Annotated in this window: 14 protein-coding genes; 8 read left to right on the top strand and 6 right to left on the bottom strand. The window is 37.8% G+C overall.

What is annotated here, in order from left to right; all coding sequences use genetic code 11:
• Nucleotides 1-71 precede the first annotated feature (71 nt).
• Nucleotides 72-857 (bottom strand): choice-of-anchor H family protein, encoded by a 786-nt coding sequence (locus tag QUE09_RS11185; protein WP_286232841.1) that lies wholly within the window; start codon nucleotides 855-857, stop codon nucleotides 72-74.
• 199 nt (nucleotides 858-1,056) lie between these two features.
• Here QUE09_RS11185 and QUE09_RS11180 point away from each other — a divergent pair, with 199 nt between their 5' ends.
• From QUE09_RS11180 to QUE09_RS11160, 5 genes are all read left to right on the top strand, one after another.
• Nucleotides 1,057-1,347, top strand: a complete 291-nt coding sequence (locus tag QUE09_RS11180; RefSeq protein WP_286232840.1) for a PepSY domain-containing protein — start codon at nucleotides 1,057-1,059, stop codon at nucleotides 1,345-1,347.
• Nucleotides 1,348-1,350: 3 nt separating this feature from the next.
• On the top strand, nucleotides 1,351-2,028 hold the full coding sequence (locus QUE09_RS11175; protein WP_286232839.1) for a response regulator transcription factor: 678 nt from the start codon (nucleotides 1,351-1,353) through the stop codon (nucleotides 2,026-2,028).
• A 13-nt stretch (nucleotides 2,029-2,041) separates the two neighbouring features.
• Nucleotides 2,042-3,394: an ATP-binding protein gene (locus QUE09_RS11170; RefSeq protein ID WP_286232838.1), complete on the top strand. Its 1,353-nt coding sequence runs from the start codon at nucleotides 2,042-2,044 to the stop codon at nucleotides 3,392-3,394.
• Between the two features lie 119 nt (nucleotides 3,395-3,513).
• Nucleotides 3,514-4,929: a DUF3300 domain-containing protein gene (locus QUE09_RS11165; RefSeq protein ID WP_286232837.1), complete on the top strand. Its 1,416-nt coding sequence runs from the start codon at nucleotides 3,514-3,516 to the stop codon at nucleotides 4,927-4,929.
• Nucleotides 4,930-5,103: 174 nt separating this feature from the next.
• Nucleotides 5,104-5,973, top strand: coding sequence for an MliC family protein (locus QUE09_RS11160; protein WP_286232836.1), 870 nt, complete (start codon nucleotides 5,104-5,106; stop codon nucleotides 5,971-5,973).
• A 333-nt stretch (nucleotides 5,974-6,306) separates the two neighbouring features.
• Here QUE09_RS11160 and QUE09_RS11155 read toward each other — a convergent pair whose 3' ends face one another.
• Complete coding sequence (locus QUE09_RS11155; RefSeq protein ID WP_286232835.1) at nucleotides 6,307-7,641, bottom strand: M20/M25/M40 family metallo-hydrolase; 1,335 nt, start codon at nucleotides 7,639-7,641, stop codon at nucleotides 6,307-6,309.
• A gap of 69 nt (nucleotides 7,642-7,710) precedes the next feature.
• On the bottom strand, nucleotides 7,711-8,256 hold the full coding sequence (locus tag QUE09_RS11150) for a YaeQ family protein (protein WP_286232834.1): 546 nt from the start codon (nucleotides 8,254-8,256) through the stop codon (nucleotides 7,711-7,713).
• Between the two features lie 155 nt (nucleotides 8,257-8,411).
• Between QUE09_RS11150 and QUE09_RS11145 the strand changes: the two genes are divergently transcribed.
• Complete coding sequence (locus QUE09_RS11145; protein WP_286232833.1) at nucleotides 8,412-9,536, top strand: pyridoxal-phosphate-dependent aminotransferase family protein; 1,125 nt, start codon at nucleotides 8,412-8,414, stop codon at nucleotides 9,534-9,536.
• 66 nt (nucleotides 9,537-9,602) lie between these two features.
• Here QUE09_RS11145 and QUE09_RS11140 read toward each other — a convergent pair whose 3' ends face one another.
• Together QUE09_RS11140 and QUE09_RS11135 are read right to left on the bottom strand one after the other, a co-directional pair.
• Nucleotides 9,603-10,283, bottom strand: a complete 681-nt coding sequence (locus tag QUE09_RS11140; protein ID WP_286232832.1) for an iron-containing redox enzyme family protein — start codon at nucleotides 10,281-10,283, stop codon at nucleotides 9,603-9,605.
• A gap of 10 nt (nucleotides 10,284-10,293) precedes the next feature.
• Entirely contained in the window at nucleotides 10,294-10,470 is a 177-nt protein-coding gene (locus QUE09_RS11135; RefSeq protein WP_286232831.1) for a hypothetical protein, read from the bottom strand.
• Nucleotides 10,471-10,650: 180 nt separating this feature from the next.
• Here QUE09_RS11135 and QUE09_RS11130 point away from each other — a divergent pair, with 180 nt between their 5' ends.
• Nucleotides 10,651-16,740 (top strand): response regulator, encoded by a 6,090-nt coding sequence (locus QUE09_RS11130; RefSeq protein ID WP_286232830.1) that lies wholly within the window; start codon nucleotides 10,651-10,653, stop codon nucleotides 16,738-16,740.
• Nucleotides 16,741-16,746: 6 nt separating this feature from the next.
• Nucleotides 16,747-17,661: a GGDEF domain-containing response regulator gene (locus tag QUE09_RS11125; protein ID WP_286232829.1), complete on the top strand. Its 915-nt coding sequence runs from the start codon at nucleotides 16,747-16,749 to the stop codon at nucleotides 17,659-17,661.
• A 33-nt stretch (nucleotides 17,662-17,694) separates the two neighbouring features.
• On the opposite strand, the gene QUE09_RS11120 is transcribed toward QUE09_RS11125, so the two are convergent.
• The gene (locus tag QUE09_RS11120) at nucleotides 17,695-19,659 is read right to left on the bottom strand and encodes a RiPP maturation radical SAM C-methyltransferase (protein WP_286232828.1); all 1,965 of its coding nucleotides are present in this window, start codon (nucleotides 19,657-19,659) and stop codon (nucleotides 17,695-17,697) included.
• Nucleotides 19,660-19,701 lie beyond the last annotated feature (42 nt).

The following is a 19,701-nucleotide window of genomic DNA, read 5'->3' as shown; positions in this document are numbered from 1 at the left end:
GAAGTGATACTGGCTTAACGGGGTAACCATAATGCCGTTAAGCCAGCAATATCACGGTTAATCGTTTAAGATTATTCACGGTACTTTGACTTATGAGTTGTGTTTTTTACGCGTATAAACGCAATACTCGCTAATAGCGCTAATAACGTATAAATACTGCCACCGTGACCATGGCTTTCACTCTCGTACACAACTTCCACGTAGTTCGGATCATAGTCTGTACTTTCGAGAGGCAATGCATAAAGCTCATTAGTATTATCTGAACTATACGTTGCAACTACGCCAGGGTATCCAACTTCATATAAGTCAATTAATACATCATAATACTCAGGAACATAGCCTTGATTTAAGGTAGTATAAACTTCGTATTCGTCATCTTGATCTTCACCATAAATAACAAAATCTTCGGTGGTGTAATAATGGATCCAATCACCACCATTTTTACTCAGGTAAAGTTCGGCATAAACGTTCGCAGCATTAATATAATCATAGCTATAAACGTCGGCGTCAAAAGTAACACTAAAAGTTTGAAAAAAACCATCTTCATCGTAATCTTCAATGAGTTGGGCATAACCTTGGAATATCGTAAAACTATGGTCAATTCTAGAGGCTGCTTTTGGCTTATTAATCGTTACTAGATCTTGTGCAATTTTTTGTGCTTTAACTTGTTCTCGTGTTAAGCCGGTTAATTGATTTTCAGCCGTTTCTTTGCTCTTTAATTGGCTCAAGGCCGATGATTGGTCCCACATTGTTTTAGCTGCTGAAATACTCTTACTTTTTACTGCTGATGAGGTTGCGCTCACGGGTAATGCAAAGAGTATACTGATGACGGCAATAGTTGTGATAGTTGTTGTCATGATCCATCCTCGAAATAATTAATACGCTATTATTAAAACGCGTTTATTCTGAATGTTTCCTGAACGTTATAATGATGATTTTATTTATATTCTTTTTATTTTTGTGTTCAGTAAGTATTCAGTTTTCGCTTGATAGATTGTTATCAAACTCGATTACTTTTACACTGACAGGGTTGTTATCATTCACACGGTATTTTAAATGAATTTTTGCACGGTAGTTCGCTCCATTTTGTTTATGACAATGTTGTTCACACTGAACCACATACAGCCTTTGTATGCTCATTCATATGAAGCTGGCAAAACATACCGGGTAGCAAACGCAAAACAAGCTGCTCAAATGGTAAAAGCTCGCTATGGCGGTAAAGTATTGAAGGTTCAACGAACTAAGGTTAAAGGCAACCCAGGTTACAAAGTTAAACTCTTAAAGAACAATGGACATGTAGTGTCAGTTAAAGTAGATGCTGTTAGCGGAAAAATAGTAGGAAGTTAAGCGATGCGGTTATTAATTGTTGAAGATGATATTAATTTACAGTCTCAGTTGAAAGAACAACTCGAGCAAGCTAACTATAGTGTTGATTGTGCTGATGATGGTGAAATAGGCTTTTTTCAGGCTACGGAATATCAATACGATGCCGCGATCATAGATCTAGGCTTACCTAAGCTAGACGGTAAATCATTGATTGAACAATTACGTGCACAAGAGATTAAATATCCCATTATTGTCTTGACTGCAAGAGACCGGTGGCAAGATAAAGTTGAAGGACTTGATGCTGGCGCAGATGACTATTTAACTAAGCCTTTCCAAGTGGAGGAATTACTTGCTCGCTTGAACGCACTAATTCGTCGAAGTGCAGGGCAGGCGAGTCCGGTTATTACGAATGGTCCTTTTTCAATTGATACGGCGAGTATGGTTGTAAGTGTTCATCAACAAACGATTGCTTTGAGTAGCTACGAATATAAAGTATTCGAATATATGATGCTTCACATGGGGCATGTTATTTCTAAAACCCAGTTAACAGAGCATATTTACGATCAGGACTTTGATCTAGATTCTAATGTCATTGAAGTCTTTGTTCGTCGCTTACGTAAAAAACTTGATCCTGATGGTAGTTTACAATTTATTGAGACGTTAAGAGGCCAAGGTTATCGACTTAAGACATTTGAACCGTAATTGAGATATGCAGATGGCTAACGTTAATGCTTGGTTTAATTCGCTGAAATCGCGTTTATTATTAAGTGCGGTTTTTATGGTGCTGGTCTTACTACCCATTGTTGGTATTACCATTATTAAGGCTTACCAAAATCATATGGAAGCGGGGGTGAGTAATGAATTAACTGCGTATTCTTATAGTTTGCTTGCCGTAGCTGAATTTGAACAAGGTCAACTACAAATGCCAGAAGTGCTGGCTGAAAATCGCTTTAATATCGGGCAATCTGGTATGTATGCGGCAATTTCAGACTTAAAAAATGCACAATTACTTTGGCAATCACAATCTTTACTCGCTATTACATTACCAAAAAATATGCCTTCTCCTAAAGTCGGTGAGTCAAACTTCTCAACAATAAATATTGATAATACGGAACACTTTATTTATAGCTTTTCAGTGCTTTTTTCTGACATAAATAATGACCACATAGTAACGCTCCACATTATCAAAGAACAATCGAGCTTTTTAGTGTTAATGGCTGAATTTAAACAACAACTTTGGTTAGGCTTACTGATATTAATGACCATATTGTTGATACTACAATATGTTTGGTTGCGCTGGAGTTTACAACCGCTATCACGGTTAACCGCTGAAATTGCTGCGATTGAACAAGGTAAAAGTAATCAACTTTCTAACCATTACCCGCTTGAATTACAACAAGTGACAGATCAACTTAACAATTTGCTTGATACTGAAAAAATGCAACGTACTAGGTACCGAAATGCCTTATCAGATCTTGCACATAGCTTGAAAACACCTTTGGCAGTCATCCAAGGATATGTAAAAGCCACTAATGATAAGAATGCTCAAGAACAAATTGACGTGATGAATTTAATGATCGAGCATCAATTAAAACGCGCACAGAGTGCCGGTCATGCTGCCTGGTATCTTGGAATTGAGATTGCACCTAGCTTACGTAAGTTGGTTAATAGCTTAGAAAAAATATATCGAGATAAAGCGTTGATTATTGATAGTCAGTGTGATGAAAAATTGATGTTTAAAGGCGATGAAGCTGACTTACTTGAAATATTAGGTAACTTGCTTGATAACGCCTGTAAAGCTGCAAAATCTGTTGTTTCTATTGATATTCAAACGATGGGGCATCAATTAGTTTTTATTGTTGAAGATGATGGACAGGGGATCGACCCCGACGATGTAACCAAGATCTTAAAACGTGGCAAACGTGCAGATACCTATCAACAAGGACATGGCATAGGATTAGCAATTGTTCGTGATTTAGTTGATAGCTATAAAGGTACATTATCAATTAATACCTCTTCAACTTACGGAGGGGCGTGCTTTACACTTACTTTTAATAACAAAACATAAGCTAAGTACTTATATTTCTTCCTTCTCTCTTTATTTTTTCTTTAGGTATTCAGGCATCATTCAGTTTACTTTTTGTAGATTAACACTTAACCAGAAACAACAAGGTTAAGGCTGGAAAGATGAAACTACATCAACAACTGATAACGACAATCATCATAGCAAGTGCCGTAACTAGCACGCAGCTAACCGTAGCAGCGGAAAATCAAGCACAGGCAACGGTTGAATATACTGAGATGTCGGAAGCTGAACTTGCTCAAATGTTAGCACCTATTGCCCTTTATCCGGATACCTTATTAACCCATATATTAATTGCGGCAACATACCCTATTGAAGTTATTGATGCTGACAGATTTATTAAAGATAACAAGTATGCCAGTAACGATACTTTACAGGAAATAGCTGAAAATAAAGATTGGGATCCTAGTGTTAAGGCGTTATTAGCATTTCCACAAATACTGGAAAAACTTAGTACAGATCTTACTTGGATGCGAGAACTAGGCGATGCATTTTTACAAGATGAAGCACAAGTATTAGCAAGTATACAAAGGCTGAGACAGCAAGCTGATAACGCAGGGAACTTAGCTAAAATGGACAATGTTAAGATCATCCGCGAGCAAAAAACGATTGTTATTCAACCGGAACAACCAGAAATTATTTATGTACCATATTACGATACTCGCAGGGTTTATGGTCATTGGCATTGGTCACATCGTCCACCTATTTATTGGCATAGACCTGCATACTATAGTTATCATCATGGACCATTTTATTGGCGTTCAGGCGTGCACTTAGCTTTAGATTTTTTCTTTGTTGGCTTTCAATGGCACAAACGTTACGTTGTGCACCATACACCGAAATACTATCGCAGCTACCATAGCCGAAAACGCGTCACGACAAGTCATCGCGTTAAGCGTTGGCAGCATAACCCTAATCGTCGAAAAGGTGTTGCTTATCGCTCGCATGACGTTAAAAAGCGATATGCTTCTCATCGTCCTGTGCGTCACTATATAAGTAGTGATACCAAACAGGGTATAAGAAAAGAGCGCACTATTGACCGTCATGGTCAGTCGTATAAAAAGCATCACGCTGTGAGCAAAAAATTACGTAATCTTCACGGCGAACCTATGGTTGAAAAAAGAAATAAACAGCAAAAGCGCGTTACAAAAGGTGTCTCAGGTCGTCAAATTCAACGTGATCACGATAAAGGGATACTAATAAAAAACGGTCAAAGGCAACATGTAAAACGCACACCTAAAGTAGAAAAACAACGACACGTTGAACACAAACTGAAACAGTATCGGCAGGTTAATAAGCCACAAAAATATTCATCGGCAACGAAAACACAAGGGGTTAGACCGCAATTGAATAAGCGTGTATCTAAGCCATATGATAGACCTGTGAAAGTTCGCGCGATGAAGCCAGCCAAGGGAGGTCACTCACGTAGTATTAAAACCTATACAAGAGTGGCAAAGGGCTCAAATGGTCATAAGCCGGTTGCTCCTTCCAACCGAAAAATTAAGCCTCGTCATGATTAATACATTCTCAGACGAAGCATATAATAAGATCATTGAGTTAAGGTAAATATCGCAAACAAGGATGTTTTGCGATATTTTTTATGTCAGTAAATAGAACGGGGAGTTGTAAGTTTGACTATAATGAGTGGTAACTCGTTAACGATTGGAATCACTAATAAAACCATGGAATGCTTTATGAATATAAAAGGTTGCGCTGTACTACTGTTGTTAGCATTGTCGGCTTGTTCAACAAAACAAGAACAAGCGCGAGTATATATTGGGCAACAATGTTCCGCTACTAACTATCAACTTATTGCAGATAAAGTGCAGTCAGATGATGATTTAGGCCATGGTCCAGATATCGCTAGTGATGAGTGGAAGTCTGTCATTGAGTATAAATTAGGAATACGAGATAAACCAACAACACCAGAGCATACAAGTCAGCAGTGGTGTTCTTATATACTGGATATTATAGAAAAAAAATCCCTAGAAAAACGTCAGGTAGATGTAATAAACGATAACCACGTAGCGAAAATGACGCCTTCTTTTGACTGTGCGAATACCCAACTTGGCAGTGCAGAAGATCTTGTCTGTAGCCATCAAGTGTTAGCATCTCTCGATAGTCAACTTTCAGCGATATACCAACAAGCAAAATATTCATTAACAAAAGCGCAAATTAATAGACTGAGAGCTACACAGCATGGTTGGCGTAAAGGTCGTGATGACTGTTGGAAAGCGCAAGATCAAACGCAGTGTATTGAGCAAATATATATGATGCGTATTGCGACGTTACAAGCTAAATATGACTTAGTGCCGTCTATAGGTCCTGTTACTTATAGCTGTAATAACGAGGTTGAAGAAGAAATAAACCTTACTTTTTACCAAACAAACCCTGCAACAGTTATTGCTGAGCGCGGTAATAATATGTCGTTAATGTTTCAAAAGCCAAGTGCAAGTGGTGCAAGGTATCAAGGAAGAAATGAATCTCTCTGGGAGCACCAAGGCGAAGCTCGTATTACTTGGGGTTATAATGCTAAGCCCATGACTTGTGAAAAGAAAAGTTAAGGTTTACTCATAATAAAATAAGCGGCTTTAGTGGCCGCTTATTTCGTTGAGTGTAGATCAGGCAAATTAGAGCGTGTTGATCTTTCATGTTTACTTTTGCCGCAATTTGTTTTGTATTTATACAAGGCAGCGCTTTCGCCGTGTAGTTATTCTACTCCAGTAAAGCGTTAACACAGTAGAAATGCCAAACAGGTGCAGCCCGAAGGGTTCAACTAAACGCTTTCTGCTCTTTGTTACTTGAACTAACCATAGAATGACTATGCAATAATCCAAGTGCCGCGAACAGAAGGTGTTTGATTTGAACGAAATTTAAACAGCAAAGAACAACATGCTCTAGTAAATTTTACCGAGGCTTTTTACTTTATTTATATCAACACGCGTAGGTGTAATTTTTCCATCAATTAACCCTTGAGTAGCAATTGATAAATTTTCAATGACTTTGTGCATCGAATTTAGATCTAAACTCGCCAGATCATCAGTGACCTTATGATAATGCTGATCTTTATCTAGTTGCGTGCTACTAAAGCTATGTGCAGGTACGCCTAATCGCGCCAAAGTTGCATTGTCTGAACGATAAAATAGGTTTTGTTTTGGATATGGATCTTTGTAAATTTTAAAGTCTTTGCTAGCGAGTGCTTTGTTTAGCTCTTCGCCTAATGAAGAACGCTCCATTCCTGTCATCCAAACATTACCTGGGCCAAACTTTGAAGGCTTACCAATCATTTCAATGTTGATCATAGCAATAACATCATCGGGGTTTAACTGTTGCGAAAAATAACGCGAACCAAAACCGCCAATTTCTTCAGCGGTAAATGCGGAAAAAATTACCGTTCGCGCATTACTTCCTTTATTAGCAAAGTATTGTGCAAGGTTTATAATGGCTGTAGTACCAGATGCATCATCATCTGCACCGTTATATATACTGTCTTCGCCATTTTCAGTTGGCGTTATACCAAGATGATCATAATGTGCGGAATATAAAACAACGTCATCTTTAAGTTTATTGCCTGGTAAAACACCAACAACGTTGGTTAGTGTTTGTTTTTCAATAGTGGTTTTCGCGGCGACATTAATGGTATCAATAGTAGACTCTTCAGTTAGAATCATTACGATAGCACCTTGATGATCTAGTGATAGTTTCTTTAAACCTCTAGCAAAATAACCGCTGTAACCAGCGAATAGCTTTTTATGCGCAGGGTTGATTAATACAACATGTTTACCGCCTTGTTGATTAATACCGCGGATAACTTCACGCATATTATCTTTTTTGCTGACTGAATGTAGCGTAAAGTCATCAAGGTCACTCCACTTTATCGCTTTTATCGTACTTGCTATACCGAGTTGATCGGCAGCGATAAGTTTTCCGTTTAATGTAACTTCTAAAGATGCAGGGCGTATAGTGGTTATGTCGAATGATTGTTTAAATGAATGTTCGCCTTTCATAGGCACTAAACCAATCTCCTTAAATCGTTTCGCAATATAATCAGCCGCTTGGTCGATTTCTGGGCTGAAGCTAGCACGCCCTTTAAGATCATCACTGGCTAAGTGCGTTATATCTTTGGTGATGGCTTCGAGAGATGTATTATTTGCGTAAACTGAAGAGCTAAATGTTGCGCCTAACGCAACAGAGAGCGTGAGAGCTAAAGCATTTTTTGTTATTGTTAGCATTTGTAGTCCCTATCGTTAAAAGCACTACTATTGAATATCAGTACCGGTATTGCAAGCTGAGAAATAAAGTTACTGACGGATAGATTGTAACGTTTGGTGTTCAATTAGCAGGCTTTTTTCACCTATGGTTAACCACAACTGACCGTCCTGAATACTCGCCTGTATTTCTGTTGTACGTTCGATTAATGTTGAAAACTCGGCAAGTGCTTGATAATCAAACCGTTCAATTTGTACATTTTTTAAAAGCGTAAGCTTTTTTTCTTGCTGTTGCCACCAAACATCAAATGGCGAATGATAGCCATAAATTATCATTGCTTCGGCTTTGTTACTGGCGCGTTTTATCCGTTTCTCATCGGGTTGGCCCAGTTCAATCCACAAGGTAACTTCTTCTGTTAGTGTTTGAGCCCAAAGCGCAGGCTCGTCTTCATCACTGACCCCTTTGCCAAAAACAAGCGCGGGATCAGCATTTAATATGTACGCAAGTATTCTTGCACTCATGCGCAGCATTGTTTCAGATGGATGCTGCGCTATGGTCAAGTTTAATGTGTCGTAATAATGACGATCCATATCAGATAAATGAATCGTTGTTTTGTAGATAGTAGATTTAAGCGCCATGGCGAACATAGAAATTTTGTTTGCTCTATGATACGCCTAAGTCTTGAATTTTCGAAGCTATTTATTCAATGAATAACTGAGATAAGATGAATTAATTTAGCGAATAGCGCATTTCAATGGTACATTTTTGCTATTGTTAATCAATCGGAACCGTGATGACTTATTCTTCTTTTATACCTCCTCAACGCACATTAATGGGACCAGGGCCTTCAGATGTAAGCCAACAAGTGCTTTCTGCTTTAGCACGACCCACTATTGGCCATTTAGATCCATTATTTATCGAAATGATGGATGAAGTTAAGTGTTTGTTACAGTACGCTTTTCAAACGCGTAATGAAATGACTCTGGCTTTATCAGCACCAGGTTCTGCGGGAATGGAAGCTTGTTTTGTTAACTTGATAACACCGGATGACACCGTTGTGGTTTGTCAAAATGGCGTCTTTGGTTCAAGGATGGCAGAAAATGTTAAACGTATTGGTGCAAAACTTGTACTCATTGAAGGAGAATGGGGCAGAGCAGTATCAACCGCATCACTTGAAGCAACGTTATCTAAACACCCAGAAGCGTCAATTGTTGCTTTTGTTCACGCGGAAACCTCTACGGGGGCGCGTTCTGACGCAAAAACATTGTGTGAAATTGCACAAAAACATGACTGTTTAACGATTGTTGATGCTGTAACATCACTGGGTGGGTGCGAACTGCGTGTTGATGAATGGGGGATCGATGCCATTTATGCGGGTAGCCAGAAATGCTTATCTTGTGTACCGGGTATTTCGCCAATTAGTTTTAGTCCTAAAGCCGTTGAGGTGATTAAAAGTAGAACAACGACAGTGCAAAGTTGGTTTCTCGATCAGTCACTTGTTATGTCTTATTGGTCTGGCGAAGGTAAACGTGCCTATCACCACACAGCACCTGTAAATTCACTGTATGCACTGCATGAGTCTTTGATCATGTTAAAAAATGAAGGATTAGAAAATGCGTGGCAACGTCATCAAAATATGCATGATTTATTAGCAAAGGGATTAGCTAAATTAGGTTTAAACTTTGTTGTACCTGAAAATGAACGATTAGCACAGCTTAATACGGTGTATATTCCACAAGGGGTTGATGATGCAAAAGTTAGACACTTTTTACTTAATGAGTACAACCTCGAGATTGGCGCTGGGCTAGGGCAGTTTGCAGGAAAAGCATGGCGTATAGGTTTAATGGGCTATGGTGCACGTAAAGAAAATGTTGCTTTGTGCTTAGCTGCGTTGAAAGAGGCCTTGGCCTTTGAATAATTAAAATCAGAACTTTCTGTCAGAAAGTAAATAAGGTAAATGATGATAACTTCATTTACCTTATTATTAGGCGGTTTGTTGTTTAGGAGCCACTCGGCATATATCTTCCATTACCTTGGCTACATATCTAAAGGTTTGAAATGCACTGAGTTCAATCGCTTGGTATTGTACTTCGGTTAAAGGCAGGCTGTTAATTGTCTCGATAATGTCTTCTTTATGTTGAGCATCTATCACTGCATGTTCCATCACAGTACTAAACGCCTTAGCGGGTAGTCCTGAGTTTTTAATTAGGCCTTCAACATACTCTACAGTGGGATGATAAACCTCTAAACACCCTAAATAACCCATGAATGCAACAGGGTGATGATGTTTTATCCAGTAGTACTGAGAACCACTTAATGCTGCCACGTTTGGCGTAGGCGGGCGTGAAAAGATCTCTTCTCTGCTTAAGCCTAATAATTCTAAATCGTTGACATACCATTCATCGTGATCTGTTTCTTCAGCAATATGTCTGCGCATGTAACTGGTTAAAATATTGTGTAGTTCATCTTTAGGATAGTCTTCCATGCACGAGATTACTTCGCGCATTAGCGGTACTGTAGCTCTCGCCACCATCTGATTAACCCAAATATGCTCTTTAACAACCTCAGGATAACAAGACAACTCATAGTACTGATTGCCTACAGCCCTAGCATTTAAAGCCATTAAGCTCATGCTTTTGGTTAATCGTTCAAAATGAGTTGTCATTGCGAGCGCCTTACAACATTATACCGACGCCAGGGCTAACCTTTTTAACTGACTTATTAATAGATTTTAGTTGCTCAACTTCATCTTTTGATAAGCTGTCAATAGCTTTAATATGCTCTTCTGTTAATTCGTCCTTGTTTATCACGCCTTCTTCGTGCAAATGTTCTGTATTTGTTTTTGTAGACATTTTATCTTTCCTTTTAAACTAAAATATTAAACAACGTTAATGTTGCAAAGCTAGAATAGTGTCTTTTGGAAATTTAAGTCAAGATAAAATATGGGAAAATCTAATTAAAATTGGCACTTGTTCTATATACGTAATGACTTTAAGCTTATATACAAACATCAGGCATCGAACAATAAAAACATGCAATCCATTATATTTAAGAGTTTCGTCATTCTCTTAGTTAGTCATTTATTAATAGAAAGTGTATTTGCAAATAAGTTTGAACACTTTTATCGAGAAAAAGGATTATCACAGGCGACTGTTAGCAGTTTATTAGTTGACCAAGATGGCTACTTGTGGGTTGGAACGAATGATGGTCTCAACCGCTTTAATGGATATGATTTTGAAGTATTCAAAGCAAATGATAGTGTAAAAGATTCAATTTTAGCGAGTAATATCACTACACTTTATCAAGATACAGAGGGAGTACTTTGGGTAGCAACTGTCTCAGGTGTTAATACGTTCAATAGAAAACTAAATACATTTAATGACATTAAAGTTGTAAATGAACACTTAGGCAAAACCGAAGCAAAAGTTATCAAGATAAACGAAGTTTCTGATAACGACATTATATTTGCTACGGACAAAGGTGGATTTACTTTTAATAAGCAATCACAAACAATATCAGAAATAAATATTTCGCATGAATCTACAGGGAAAATTAGTACTTTATTTAAAGCAAAAGAAACCTTGTGGGCTAGCCTTAATAATGGCGATTTAGGTTATTTAGAAGGTACCCGTTTTAAAACGGTTTTTAATGGTTTTGATGTCACTAATGCATTCATTTCCCTTGAAGAAGAATTATGGCTTGGAACTGTAAATGGCCTAGTTATCATAGATGCTAAGACCGGTGAAAAAATAAAGCCTCAACTATCATCACAATTATCAGACGTTAATATAACTGTAATACACCATAATGGTCATAATGTTTGGGTCGGCACGAACAATTCAGGCCTATTTAAAATTGATAGAGATACATCAATCGTAGAGAATTTCATTGCAAATGATAAAGATCCAAACAGTTTAGGCCATAATCAAATAACCGATATTACCTCTGATAACCATGATGGTGTTTGGATTGGTACTTATGTATTGGGTGTCGAAAAATATGACACTTCAAATGAGCAATTTAAGCATATTGAACAAAATAACGCCCATAAAACAACCTTGTCTGGGAATACTATTACATCCTTTTTGGAGTTGGATGATAAGAACTTATTGATTGGTACTTATGAGTCTGGTCTTAATCTCTACAACAGTGACTTAAAATCATATAGTCATTTTACCTCAGATGAAAAAAATCAACTTTCAATTTCATCAAGTGGTATATCTGCACTAGTTAGACATAATCAAGATTCGGTTTGGGTTGGCACTATAGGTGGTGGATTAAACCTATTTAATCTTCAAAATAAAACCTTTGAAAGGATTAACATCACTGATAATGCTAATAGCACTATAGGTGAAAATACAGTGCTAAGGATACTAAAAGGTGAAGGTGACTTTATCTGGATTGGCACATGGGGAGGTGGGTTACTTAAATATAATTATGCGTTAGGCACTTTTAAACGATTTACTCACCAACCTGAAAATCAAAACTCTATATCAGATAACAGTGTTTGGGCGCTTACAAAAGATGATGCTGGATACATTTGGATTGGTACACAAAGTGGGGGATTAAATAAGTTTGATCCAGAGACGGAAAGTTTCACTCATTACGGTAGTCAGTCAGAGAATGAGTATTCAATTAGTAATAATTGGGTAACGAGTATCTATGTAGAGTCTCAGGATGTGCTATGGATTGGCACTTTTAGCGGCTTAAACAAATTTGAGCCTAAACGTGAAGTTTTTACCAAGTACTCAACCAAACATGGCCTGCCAAGCGAATTGATTTATGGTGTTTTATCTGATGAACAGGGGTATTTATGGTTAAGCTCCAATGACGGATTATCACGTTTTGACCCGCGTACAACATCATTTAAAAATTACGGTGTTAGTGATGGTTTACAAGGAAGTGAATTTAACTCTTTAAGTTACTATAAAACGGAATCAGGAGAGTTACTGTTTGGTGGCGTGAATGGTTTTAATCGTTTTTTTCCGAGCGACATTAAAGATGATACATCACTACCTAATGTAGTGTTAACTGACTTTCTAGTGCATAACAAGCATGTTGAAATTCAAGCTGATAAAACGAATGTCACAAAAAAACAGAAAGTGAATAGTGCAAGTTTAACTATTCCTAGTGATATAAATGAACTAGATCGCCTTATATTAACTTATGATGAAAAACTTGTTTCATTTGAGTTTGCCGCATTGCATTTTGCTGAGCCAATGAATAATCAATATGCATATAAGTTAGAAGGTTATGATGAAGAGTGGATTTACACGGATGCAAAAAATAGAAGAGCAACATATACCAGTTTGCCTTCAGGGGATTATACGTTACACGTAAAAGCCAGTAATGGTGATGGATATTGGAATGAGACAGGAAAGTCACTTAACATTACAGTACTACCGCCAATCTGGCGAACATGGTGGGCTTATACCTTATATTTAATTTTAATTGTTGGCACTATCGGGCTGATTTTATATCGCCAGAATTATCAACGCTTAAAAGAGCATGCTATAAATGTGCAGTTAAAGCGCGCAGATAGACTTAAAGATGAATTTTTGGCCAATACTTCTCATGAGTTACGTACACCACTAAATGGTATAATTGGCCTAGCAGAATCATTAATTGATGGTGCGTCAGGTCAACTGCCAGAATCTGCAAATAAAAACCTTGCCATGGTTGTCGCTAGCGGTAAGCGCTTATCGAATCTTGTAAATGATATTCTCGACTTTTCAAAGCTAAAAAACCATACCTTAAAATTAAATTTCTCTGGCGTGGAGTTACATAGTTTGACAGACGTTGTCATGACTGTGTCTACCCCATTAATTGGCGATAAAAATATTACCTTGAAAAACAGAGTGTCTAGTGAATTACCCATTGTTAATGCAGATGAAAGCCGTCTAGAACAAATTTTATATAATTTGATAGGTAATGCCATTAAGTTTACCGAAGAGGGTGAAGTCACTATTGATGCAGAGCAGATAGGGAACAAGGTTAAAATTTCAGTGCAAGACACAGGAATAGGTATTGCTGCAGATAAGTTACAGGTTATTTTTAACTCATTTGAACAATTAAAAGGGAATGCTAGCAGAGTACAAAGTGGCACAGGTTTAGGGTTGGCGGTTACAAAGCAGTTGGTTGAGTTGCATGATGGCCGTATTGATGTGCACTCAAAACTTGGCAAAGGCAGCTGTTTCTCTGTAACGTTACCCATCGATAACGATCAAATTACCGATATTACCAATGTTGCTAAATCGGCAAACTTACAAAAGCTTAATCGATTGCAGCATTTAGATAATGAGATTGAGTATATTAGTGTCGATGAGAACGAGTTGATGCTAGAGCAGGGTAAACAATTAGACTATAAAAACTATCATATTTTAGTGGTAGATGATGACCCTATTAACCGTCAAGTATTGCTTAACCATTTAAACTTAAAAGGTTATCGTCTTTCAGAGGCGGCAAGTGGTAAACAAGCGCTTACCATGATTGAAAATGCTGCCGCATCAAATGAAAGCGGTGAACGACCGTTTGATTTAATATTATTAGATGTGATGATGCCTAAAATGTCTGGCTATGAGGTATGTAATCATATTCGTGAATGGTATTCTTTGAATGAGCTTCCCGTTATTTTCTTGACTGCTAAGAATCAAGTTATTGATTTAGTAGAAAGCTTTGCAGTTGGCGGCAATGATTATTTGACAAAACCAGTGTCTAAACACGAGCTATTAACCCGTGTAGAAAATCATTTAAGTCTGCTAGATATTAATAGGCATTTAGAGTTTCAAGTTGCCAGTAGAACGGAAGAACTTGAAAAAGCAACGCAGGCTAAGAGCGAGTTTTTAGCTAAGATGAGTCATGAAATTCGTACACCAATGAACGCAATTATTGGTCTAAGTCATTTGGCATTTAAAACGAGACTAGATAATCATCAAAAAGATCTCATTGGTAAAATACAAGATGCATCACAAGCATTACTCGGTTTAATTAATGATATTTTGGACTTCTCTAAAATAGAAGCGGGAAAAATGACCATTGAATCTGTGGTCATGAACATTGAAGCACTCATTAAGAAAACAGCGAATATCTGTTCGTTGAAAGCACACAGTAAAGGCTTAGAGTTAGTCGTTAAGGTTGCGCCTGACGTACCGAAGCAAATTAAATCTGACCCAGTTAGATTACAACAAATACTCGTTAACCTTGCCAGTAATGCGATTAAATTTACCGACTCAGGCCATGTACTGATCGAAGTCAGATGTAAGCAAGGTCATAGCGATAAGCTTGAATTTTTGGTAACAGACACAGGTATTGGTTTAGAAGCGGAAACGATGAACAACCTGTTTAAGTCATTTAATCAGGCAGATAGTTCTATTACTCGTCGTTTTGGTGGCACAGGGTTAGGTTTATCAATTTGTAAGCAATTAACGACCTTAATGGGCGGTGAGATATGGGTAGAAAGCCAGTTAGGTGAAGGTAGCACATTTGGCTTTACCGTAGGTTATGAACCGGTAGAGCAAAGTGAAATAGTGGCTACTCAAGCGCTAATGATTGAAGGGCAGAATGTACTCGTTGTTGATGATAATGCGCTGTGTTTAAGTGTATTAGAAGATCTTTTAAAGCAATTTGGCTGTAAAATTACCACCACAGATAATGCGATTACAGCATTAGAATTAATTGATAATGCGATATTAATGCAACACCCGTTTGACCTTGTTATTACAGATTGGCGCATGCCTAAAATGGATGGAATCGAACTTGCTCATCGCATTAACAAGCTCAATGAAAAACATGATATTCCTGCGGTACTCATGGTAACGGCATTTGACAAAAACGATGCAATGTCTATGTCGCAAGCAGCCGGCATAGATGGCTTTTTAGAAAAACCTGTAGATTCATCTTTGTTACTCAATGCGATGATGAATGCATTAAAACTCGATGAAACTACTTTTGAATTACAGCACATTCAGAAAGGTGTGCTAGATCTTTCACATAGTAAAATTTTGCTCGTAGAAGATAATGCGCTAAATCAGCAAGTCGTCTTAGGGTTCTTGGAAGAAACTGGTGTACAGATTGATATCGCTGAGAATGGACAAGTGGCTATCGATAAGCTTGATAGTGAACGCTATGATCTTGTGTTCATGGATTTACAAATGCCTGTGATGGACGGCTTAACAGCTACTAAAATAATTAGAGCCAATGATCAATTTACTAATTTACCGATTATTGCTATGACCGCACATGCAATGCAAGAAGAATTAGATCGTTGTCTCAATGTAGGAATGAATGACTACTTTACTAAGCCAATTGATCCTAATGCTTTATTTACCTTGTTATCCAAATGGCTAGGGAATAACAGTCAAGTAAACACGCTTTCGGTAAATGATGCGAATAACCCGGATAATACGACTAACGATTCGCAGCATACTGAAAATATTATAAAAGTTGAAGGTGAGATAGATGAACAGCCTGACAATTTATTAGCGGCGATAGAGAAACTAACATGTATAGACGCCGATGCTGCTATAGAAAGTATGGGGGGAAGGGTACATTTATATCAAAATTTAGTGCAAGAATTTGCAAAAAATTATCGTCAAACAGTAGATACATTAAGTGATACTTATAAAGAAAAAGATTACGATACCGCTTATCGTGTGGCGCATTCGTTAAAATCAAATGCTAACTATATTGGTGCTTTAACGTTAGCAAAACGAGCAACACAATTAGAAGCACAATTAAAAAATGCGCCGGAAGATGCCGACTTGCTTGTTGCAGAAACCTCTATAGAGCTAAACAATGTGTTAATTGCACTAGATGGACTTCCTTTCGAAGACAGCGCAGCTGAAGCACCGCAAACGGCCATTGTTAATGTTGAATACTTTGCTAAACAATTGCATAGTTTACTGCAATCTATTCGGGATTTAGTTGTTGAAGAAAGTGCAAATGCGGAGGACTTATTGCCTCGGTTAATTAATTTAACAGCAGGTACAGAGCATGAAAACGCGGCTCAGAAAATTGCTGATGACATCGAAGATATCGAATATAAATCTGCGATAAGTAGAATAGATGCTATTTTAAAAGCATTAGCTGACGGTAATCTTATCAATAATAACGTGATGAATTAACGCACCATGGACATAGAAAATTTCGAATTAAAAATCTTGATCGTAGATGATGAGAAAGCGAATAGAAAAATATTAAAAGAGTTGCTACACGATCAGGCGAAAATTATTTTTGCCAAAAATGGTGAACAAGCGATTGAGTTTGCAAAGAAACATGTACCTGATCTTATGCTGTTAGATGTTGTTATGCCTGATAGGTCGGGCTTTGAAGTCATTGAGGTGATAAAAAACGATCCTGTGACGAAGGGTGTATCGGTCATTTTTATTACCGGTCTTGCCAATTGCAGCGATGAAGAAAAAGGCTTTGCATTGGGTGGCTGTGATTATATTTACAAACCGTTTAACGCTAATATTGTAACCGCTAGAATAGCGACACATTTAGAGTTGATACAGCAGCGTAAAATGTTAGATAGAATTGCCCATATTGACGCGTTAACGGGGTTATCAAATCGACGAAAATTAGATATAACGCTTAAACATGAACTAGCAGCACATAAACGAGAACATAAACCATTAACGGTAGCAATGCTCGATGTCGACTATTTTAAGCAATATAATGATAATTATGGCCATGGTGCGGGTGATATTGCACTCAAAAAAGTAGCCGCTTCATTTCGTGAAGTATTAAACAGACCGAGAGACTTTGTTGCTCGTTATGGCGGGGAAGAGTTCACCATAATTCTCCCCGATTGCAATGAACAAGGCGCTAAGCTTGTACTGCAAAAAGTATTCGAAGCTTTAGCCAATAAAGAAATTAAACATGAATTTTCAGACGTAGGGAATTTGGTAACCATGAGTGCTGGCGCTGTGATCGTAAATTGCGAGCAGTCGCATACAGTAGACTCAGTTTTACAAGAGGCAGACCGCTTACTTTATCAAGCAAAACATAATGGTCGTCACCAAGTAGCCATCGATGTCATGTAATGACGTCATCGGCTACTTGCTTTTACAAGCAAATTAATTCATCGATTTTAGTATTTCTTCAACCTTTAATGTGCCACTAGGCGAGTTTTCTTCATCAGGCATTTGTGATTGTTCCATAGGAAAAGCAAGTGCCATAATACACTTACTCAAATGAATGATTAAATGATTGTCAGTTAGCCATTTTATAGCTTGTTCAATAGCTTGTTCATCACTTGAGGTGCATTGCTCATTAAGTTTTTTGATGAGTCTCGCTTTAGGTAGTGGTTCTGCAATTAATCGGTAAATATCAGCGTATAATCCAGTTAACGTATGTGTATATGACGTTGATATGTTACGGGTATCAAAAATAATGATTTTATCTTCATGATCTGTCATACAACACATAGGGATTGTGCCGTTTAGCCAACTTTCGCTCCACGACTCTAATAAGTTTTGTACTTTAGCGTGCGCTTCTGTTGCGGGTTTAAAGGTAAAGTTTAGAGTGTATATATCTGTTTCTTTATCGCTTGCCTGAATAAAAAAATACGCAAGGTTATAAACAGTTTGTTTATCGAGCGGATAAATATATTGATAACTTTTAGTGGGTTCTAAGCGTAGACCAAACTTTTCTGGCGTATTAAAGTAAGGGCTAAATCGGTGATAACAAATTTTTGCCATTTGATTGAATGGCGGGTGATAGTGAGTCACCAAAGGCAGCCATTCTGCCATTTCATCATACCAGTAGGTTTGTTCATCAGGTGCTTCACATAATAAATTCCACGATACACGCACGCCATAACTGCGACACCATTTAAGGGCTGCTAAGTTTTGTATCGCGGTGGTACCTTTTTTTATCGCCTTTAGAAAGTCATCATGTAATCCTTCAATACCCGGTTGTATCCACTTTATTCCAGCCTCAGCTAGCGATTTTACGTGGTGTTGCTTTAAGTTCGCTTTGGTTTCGTAAAATAGGTTGTATGTTGGCTTTTCGGCTAAGGCGGGTAATACGGTTTTCATATATTCGATGGGCAAAATATTATCGACAATGAGAAATTTATCAACATTATACTTGCGTGATAGGTTTTCAAGTTCTTTTAGCGCAACGTCTGGTGTTTTAGAGCGGTGTTCCATTGTGCCACCGTTTAATCCGCAGAAGGTGCAGTGTTGCTTAGCTCCCCACCAACAACCTCGAGAGGTTTCAGCGACAAGACCTGGGGAAATATATTGGTCAATTTCAAGAGAATCTAAAGTACTAAAATAACTATCAAAGGTTGGTTCGCCAACTAGCCGCATATCTGAAATGTAAGCGCGTGGTGGCTTTTGTGTTTGTCCTGCATCAACAACAAGTGATTGATGTTGCTGGCTTATGAACCCATGCGGTAGGTTCAATTGATTAATTGGCTCATCTTTCATCAACTTATCAATGAAAGGGCCTATAACGTCATCACACTCGCCAGAAAATACATAGTCGACCCAAGAAAAGCTTTCACTGATGGTTTGCCCCATTATGCCTTCGCAATTGGCGCCACCCATTAACGTGATAATAGCGGGGTTTAGCTGCTTAAGTTTCCTGAGTAACGCAAGAGAAGCACAGTTTTGCTGAAAGGTAGAGGTGCAACCAACAATTTTAGGGTTACCTTTTATAATATCTTTTGCTAATGAGTCAACAAAGCGTTCAGCTGTGTCTCGAATGTTCAGTAGCTTTTGTTTATTCTCATTTGTTAAATCAGTAAATAATGCGAAGAAGCCTTCATCATTGGCTGGTTTATCAGGAAATGCAGCCCGAGAGAATGTCCATTCACCAATTAAGTAGTCATTAAAGGTATTGTCAATGAAGTTATATTCAATCAAGCCAATTTGTTTGGCAAACGCTAAGTTGGCGTATACTGATTCAACGTTGTAACCATAGTCTGTAATATAGGTTTCAAGTACGCCCATTGCCATTGAAGGAATGGTAAGGGAGGTATATGGCATACATACTAAATAAATATTTTTGTCCATAAATGCGTTATTTTTCACGATCTATACCTTTTCGTATTCTTACAAGTTCACGCACTTAAT

This window comes from Thalassotalea sediminis (assembly GCF_030295915.1).
GTDB classification, from domain to species: domain Bacteria; phylum Pseudomonadota; class Gammaproteobacteria; order Enterobacterales; family Alteromonadaceae; genus Thalassotalea_C; species Thalassotalea_C sediminis.
The sequence above is the reverse complement of the archived record's forward strand: the minus strand, read 5'-3'. Positions and strand labels throughout refer to the sequence as shown.